At 71.2% G+C, this 3962-nt stretch carries 3 protein-coding genes; all 3 read left to right on the top strand.

Going from position 1 to position 3962, the window contains the following annotated elements; all coding sequences use genetic code 11:
- The first annotated feature begins 85 nt into the window (after positions 1-85).
- Positions 86-1279 carry a DDE-type integrase/transposase/recombinase gene (locus tag R6Y94_RS44930; protein WP_318398518.1) on the top strand — a complete coding sequence of 398 codons (1194 nt, stop codon included), beginning with the start codon at positions 86-88 and terminating at the stop codon, positions 1277-1279.
- A 147-nt stretch (positions 1280-1426) separates the two neighbouring features.
- The gene (locus R6Y94_RS44925; protein ID WP_318403444.1) at positions 1427-2797 is read left to right on the top strand and encodes a hypothetical protein; all 1371 of its coding nucleotides are present in this window, start codon (positions 1427-1429) and stop codon (positions 2795-2797) included.
- Positions 2798-2866: 69 nt separating this feature from the next.
- The coding region (locus R6Y94_RS44920; RefSeq protein ID WP_318403443.1) for a low temperature requirement protein A at positions 2867-3962 on the top strand (1096 nt) is incomplete at its 3' end.

Raw genomic sequence — 3962 nt, 5'->3', positions numbered from 1 at the left:
TGTTCAGTCCCATGACATCTGTCGCAGGTTGTGTCCCGGTACATGTGTCACATGATCGGTCTGGTGGGCGGTATGACTGCTGGGCATGGCGAATCGACGTCAGGTCATGACCGCGATGGACGCCCTGCTCGCGGCGGGCGTGCGGATCGACAACGTGCAGCAGTGGTGCGATGACAACAACGTCAACCCACGCACCTTCTACCGGCACCGCGCCCGGGTACAGGCCGAGGGTGTCTGGCGGGAGCGATCCCGCCGGCCGCATCACAGTCCTGGTATCACCCCGCCGGAGCTCGACGCGTGGATCTGCAAACTCCGCAACGATCTTGGTGTCGACAACGGCGCGGACCAGATCCGTGACGAGCTGTTGCTGATCCACGCGTTCACCGACCCTGGCTGGAGGGTGCCGTCACGGTCGACGATCAACCGGGTCCTGTCCCGCCACGACCTGCTCGACCGCAACCCCGCGAAACGACCCCGCGGCACCTGGCGCCGCTTCGCCTACGCCCAGCCCCGCGACTGCTACCAGATCGACGCCACCAGGATCCGCCTCGCCAACGGCCAACTCGTCGCGGTCTTCGACGTCCTCGACGACTGCACCCGCATGCTCGTCGCCTGCCGGGCCGCGCCGGCCGAGACCAGCACCGCCGCGATCGCCGCCATCGGCAGGGCCTTCACCGACCACGGCCCACCCGCGATCGTCCTGTCCGACAACGGCACGATCTTCACCCACCGACTCCTCAAGGACAACGCCGGCCCGTCCCCGTTCGCCGAAACCGTCCACCATCACGGCACCCGACTCATCCACTCCAGCCCCTACCACCCACAAACCTGCGGCAAAGTCGAACGCCACCACCAAACCCTCAAAAGATGGCTCACCGCCCAACCCCACCAACCCCACACCCTGCGACAACTCCAACGCCTACTCGACACCTACCGCCACCACTACAACCACCACCGCCGACACAGCGCCCTACCCGGCCGCGTCACCCCACACCACGCCTGGACCACCGCACCCCACCACGGCGGACCACAAGCCCTACCCATCCAAACCGACGCCACCGTCCACCACCCCACCGTCTCCGACACCGGCGCAATCAACGTCGGCTACACCCGCATCGGTCTCGGCTGCATCTGGCGCGGCCACACCGTCACCGCCATCCGCGACGGCAACCACATCACCGTCTACGCCAGCAACGGCCACCCCATCGGCCACACCACCGCCCCACGAGACAAGAAGACCTACACACGCCTCACCCCAATATCGAACATCATCAACTGACACATGTCCCGGGACACACCCTTGACACATCTACCGGGACATGACAGCGCGCCGCTAACCACAGTTCGCCAAGAATCTTGCAACTGTCCGGGCGTGGCCGCACCGGTGGCGGTGGAACCGGCGGGGGATGTCAGGGCTCTACCCGGCATGACGACGACGAGGCGTGACGTGTTGCGGCTCACCGGCGCGCTGCTGGCCGGTACCGCCGGGATCGGGACGGTCGCCGCCAGCGCAGGCTGCCAGTTCCGGTCCAGCGCCCGGGACGACGCGGGGGCCGCCCGCCGCAAGTTGGCTCCGGGTGAGGCACTCGTGGTGGAGTTGGCCGACGGCAAACTGGCGGTGGTCGACGCGGCGACCGGGCGGATACTGGTCCAGCCCGCCCCGGCGGTGGTCAGCGGCGACGGCCGCCGGCTGGTCCGGGTCGAGCGTCCGGACGGGGGTACCCGGGTGACGAGTCACCGGCTGCCGGACGGCGCGGCGGTCAGCGCCGGCACCCTGACCGGCGCGCTCGCGGTCCGCACCACCTCGACGGAGGGCAACCTGGTGGCGCTCGCCGACGACGCCGGGCCGGGGCACTCGCCCTACCGGCCGGGGCCACGGGAGCGGACCACGATCGTGGTTGCCGACGGCGCCGGCCAGCGCCGTCGACTGGAACTGCCCGGCAACCTCGAACCGGAGGCGTTCGACGCGTCCCGTCAGGCGCTCTTCGTCCTCGACTACCTGCCGCCGACCGCACCGGACCGCTACCGGGTGCGGGTCGTCGACATCGCCTCCGGGCAGGTGCAACCGCTGCTGACCCGGGTGAAGGCGGTGGTGCCGGAGGGTACCGAGGAGGAGATGCGCGGCGAGGGCCGGCAGGCCGTGTACGACCGGCAACGCAACCGGCTCTTCACCCTCTACACCCACCAGCCGGACCACGTGCACACCCGGGACCGGATCGCGGCGGCGAACGCCGGGACGGATCCGCACGGCGCCGGGGCCCGCGACGACGCCCCGCACGTGCACGCCTTCGTGCACACCCTCGACCTGACCGAACGCTGGGCGTTCTGCGTCGACCTGCCGGCACCGTTCGGCGAGCGGGCGGCGACCGGGCACACGATCGCGCTGAACCGGGACGGCAGCCGGCTCTACGTCGCGGACACCGGTACCGGCGCGCTGGCCACGATCGACCCCGACGGGTTGACCGTGATGGACAGTGTCCGGTTCGACGCGCTGGCCGGCACCGCCGGGCCGGGTAGCGCCGCACCCGCCGCCGCGAGCTTCGACCGCGCCGGGACGCTGCTGGTCGGAGCCGGCCGCGTGGTGGCCGGGATGGCGGCCACCACGGCCGGGGGCCCGGCGCCGCGCTGGTCCACCCCGGCCGAGGTACGCGGCCTCGCCGGCCCGCCCGACGGCTCCCGGCTGTACGTCGGCCAGCCCGACGCCGTACTCCGGGTCGACCCCGGCACCGGGGCGGTACGGCAACGTATCGACGTACCCGGGTTGGTGGCCCTGCGGCAGGTGGTCGCCCCGGGCTGACCGCCGGCCGTACTCGCCTCGGGGCGACCGCCGGACGCGCTCCCGCCGGCCGCCCTACGCTCGCTGGTTATGAGCCGTCTTGCCTGGCGCGGCACGGACCGCCGGCCAGCCGACCGGGTGGCCCCGGTGGAGATCTTCTTCGACCTGGTCTTCGTCTTCACCCTGACCCAGCTCACCCGGATCCTGGAGGCGGACCTCTCCCTGCCCAGCCTCGGCCGGGTACTGCTGCTGTTCGGGATCCTGTGGTGGATGGTCACCGGCTATGTCTGGCTGCCCAACAGCGTGCCGCCCCGCCGGGCCACCCAGAAGTTGCTGCTGTTCGGGGGAATGGCGGGCTTCCTCGTCGCCGCCGTCGGGGTGCCGGAGGCGTTCGGCCGCACCGGTCTGGTCTTCGGCGTGGGATACCTGGTGGTGATCTGCGTCCACCTGCTGCTCTTCACCCAGGCGGGGATCGGCATCGCCCTGCTCTGGTTGGCGGTCTACAACGTCGGTTCCGCCCTGCTGGTCGTGCTCGGCGGGCTCGCCGACGGAGCAGTCAGGTACGAACTGTGGCTGGCGGCCTTCGCCCTCCAGTCGGTCGTCCCCTACCTGATACCCCGGCTCTCCTGGGTCAGCGTCATCGCCTCGTTCCACATCGCCGCACGGCACTTCGTGGAGCGGCACGGCCTGCTGCTGATCGTCGCGCTCGGCGAGTCGGTGGTGGCGATCGGGATCAGCGTGGACGTCACACACCTCACCGCCGGCACCGTCGCCGTGACCGTCGCGGCGCTGGCCCTGCCCTTCGCGCTCTGGTGGACGTACTTCACCGAGACCGGGGCGGCGGAGGCGGCGCTGAAGCGGGCCGAGCGCGGACCCCGGGCCCGGTTGGCGCTCCGGATCGGCTTCACGCACATCCCGCTGCTGCTCGGCATCGTCGTCGCGGCCGCCGGGATCCACTCCGTGGTGGCACACCCCGGCGAACCGGCGTCGGTGCACGCGGCCCTGGCCCTGGCCGGCGGGGTGGCCCTCTATCTGGCCGGAATCGCCGTGGCCCGGCAGTCCCTGCACGTCCCACTCTGGTGGAGCCGCTGGGTGGGCGCCGGCGTCGTACTCGGCACCGTGCCGCTCGGCACCGTCGTGAGTGCCTGGCTGCAACTGGTCGCGGTGATCGCGGTGATCGTCGCGG

This window comes from Plantactinospora sp. KLBMP9567, from assembly GCF_033446045.1.
Lineage (GTDB): Bacteria > Actinomycetota > Actinomycetes > Mycobacteriales > Micromonosporaceae > Plantactinospora.
Note: the sequence above shows the minus strand (reverse complement) of the source record. Positions and strands in the feature narration are given on the sequence as shown.

Excerpts from the sequence above, each read along its gene's own strand:
- R6Y94_RS44930 (WP_318398518.1), top strand. The coding sequence starts at position 86 with ATGGCGAATCGACGTCAGGTCATGACCGCGATGGACGCCCTGCTCGCG.
- R6Y94_RS44925 (WP_318403444.1), top strand. The coding sequence starts at position 1,427 with ATGACGACGACGAGGCGTGACGTGTTGCGGCTCACCGGCGCGCTGCTG.